This window comes from Paraburkholderia humisilvae, assembly GCF_902859855.1.
Lineage (GTDB): Bacteria > Pseudomonadota > Gammaproteobacteria > Burkholderiales > Burkholderiaceae > Paraburkholderia > Paraburkholderia humisilvae.
On the sequence record NZ_CADIKH010000262.1, the window covers coordinates 1 to 2,416 of the forward strand.

Annotated in this window: 3 protein-coding genes; 1 reads left to right on the forward strand and 2 read right to left on the reverse strand. The window is 59.2% G+C overall.

The annotated features are described in order from the left end of the window. Positions 1–1,423: hypothetical protein (locus HV796_RS41690; protein WP_175233472.1), on the forward strand; the 1,423-nt coding region annotated here is incomplete at its 5' end. A gap of 294 nt (positions 1,424–1,717) precedes the next feature. On the opposite strand, the gene HV796_RS41695 is transcribed toward HV796_RS41690, so the two are convergent. Continuing rightward, positions 1,718–2,035, reverse strand: coding sequence for an FAD-dependent thymidylate synthase (locus HV796_RS41695; protein ID WP_217478225.1), 318 nt, complete (start codon positions 2,033–2,035; stop codon positions 1,718–1,720). Positions 2,036–2,042: 7 nt separating this feature from the next. After that, positions 2,043–2,416: hypothetical protein (locus tag HV796_RS43765; RefSeq protein WP_425497121.1), on the reverse strand; the 374-nt coding region annotated here is incomplete at its 5' end.

The following is a 2,416-nucleotide window of genomic DNA, read 5'->3' on the forward strand; positions in this document are numbered from 1 at the left end:
GGCACTGCGCCGGGAAGACGTGCCCGTCACGCCCGACACCGTTGCCGAGGAGATCAGTGACCTGGTCGCGCAGTACCAGGCGCCGCCCGGACAATCGTCCCCGGACCTGCGGCACTGGCTGGATAACATGCCGGTGATTTCGAACATCATCGGCATCGGGGAAGGCATCGCCCATGGCGACGCGCAGGAGATCGTCAGTTCGGTGCCGGTGATCTCCAATATATATAACGCGGCCGAAGGCGCCGCGACAGGAGACAGCAAACGAACCGCAACCGCGCTCATCACGCTGGTACCGTACGTGGGTTCGGGCTACATCATTGCGGACGGGGTGGCCAGTAACGACACGGCCGAGACCGTCGGTGGCGTGATGGGCCTGGGGCTGGACTTCGTGACCGAAGGAGAGGGGCATCTGCTCACGCGCAGCCGTGTCGTGGGCCATTCAGCGCTGGCGGACGGGAAAGTTGCCTCCCGCACCTTCTCCCACCATGAAGTGCCGTCAGCCGTACGCCTGCAGGCGCAGCACAGTCTGGGTGCGCTGAGAGACCTGGGAATGGATGACCGCGCACTGATGCTGACGGACAAGGCCGGGGAACACGGCAGCGTGGGCGACCCCTTTGCGCTGGTTGCGGCCCGCGAGGAAGCCGCTCCTTCAGGCGCGGAGATGCAGCAGCTGCTCGAACGGCTCACGCCGGTACCGGAGGATAAGCGGCCAGTGGCGATGCGTCGCTCGGAGGGCGGGACATGGCAGGATCCGCAAACGCTGGCGCACTACGCGCAGATCGGAGCGAAGCTGTACCGGGTTGCCAAAGACGAGGCCGCGTCGAGTGGCGGGTATGTGGTATGGAACCCGGTGGATGCTCATGGCGGCGGACGGGAGCGGACGATCCGTCTGGAAAACCGGGATGGCCAGTGGCAGCAGGCCCGGAATGCTCCGGGTCTGAAGGGTGGCGCGCCTGAACCACATCGCTTAAAGCCCCCGGCACGGTTCGTGCCGACTTTACCCGAACACATCGATCTGCTGAAGGACTTGCCCGAGGAACTGGCTCAGGCATACCGCTCCAGCGTCAGGTGGTTCCTGGTGCATCTGGAAGAGCAGGGACAGTCATGGTCGCAACTGGTGCCCGCGGGCAGCGGTGCGGGTGCGCGTCCTGCGGCGCTTGAACAGGCAGTCAACGAGGGTATCAGGCATCATGGCTTGCGGCCCAACACGCGCGCAGCCATCAACCAGGCCTTCGGGTTCAAGCTGCAAGGTAAAGCAGAAAAGCCTGGCGATGCCGAACAACCGGCCGCCAGCAGAGCGAGGCCTTATTCATCGAATCGGCTCCAAGGGGTAAGCGATCCAGACAACAAACACTATTCAGGGCCAACCGGAGCTGGAAGATTCAATATGGATTCTGTTTATTGGAGATCGGGCACGGAATAGACGGCGTCTCAATCGATCCTGCCTCTTCAAGAAGAACTCGATGGCGAATCCATCCGCCGTAGAAATTTCGGGATGGTACATCAGACGCGTTCACTACAGCTTGATGCTCCAATGGCGACGCGTGCAAGGGCGAGATCCGGCGAGCCGCTGATACAGCAAGCGATCTTTTTCGACATCAGGAAACTGCTGATCATGGGTTAGAAACGATACCCGGGCACACCGGGAGGCCGATCTCGCCAATAATTCAGGAACGGGGTTCTCCTCGCGCTCTTGTTCTGTTACATAAGGAAGGTGCTAGGTGTGCGCATCATCCAGCTTGCCCGACCCGACTTCTCTAGGCGATGATCTGGAGACGGCCTGTCTCATTGCCTGGGCCAGATCTCTGATCTCTGGCTGGGCGTCTTCGTGGTCGCGGAGCTCATACCAGTTGGACCACTCGGTGGCAGTTACCACTGCCGAGATGGTGGAAAACGGTTCCAGTATCCGGTTCACCACCTGCTTGTGGAGGCACAATTCCATCATTTTTTCGGCAACTGTGATGGCGTTTTCAGCGGCCTCCCTCCACAGGGTTTTGGCCCTCAGGAGATCCTCGACTTCCTGGCCCGCCAGCATTCCGCTTTCATTTAATCCCCAGTGAGTAGGGCCCGCCAGGTTGTTCCGTATCTGCTCTATAACCCTGAACACAGGTATAGCCTCTGGAAGAGGAGACATTCAGACTAAAAATTCGATGACTCATCAGGCTACTGTGAATTGCACGCCAATAGCGAAGCTGAAGCGTAATGAGTTCTTTCCCCGTGTGGACGTTTACGGAGTGTTCAATAACCCCGGCCTCACAACCTTTGCTTTTCAAGAGATCAACCACGATATCCTCCAGATATTTGAATTTATTGACCTTTCCATAAATCATGACGTCACCACAAGGTTGCCTGAATCCAGCACGCGGCGATGATCGAAGGTCGGTGCTGAGCGCTTTTGAGCTTGTTGCGAGCGACG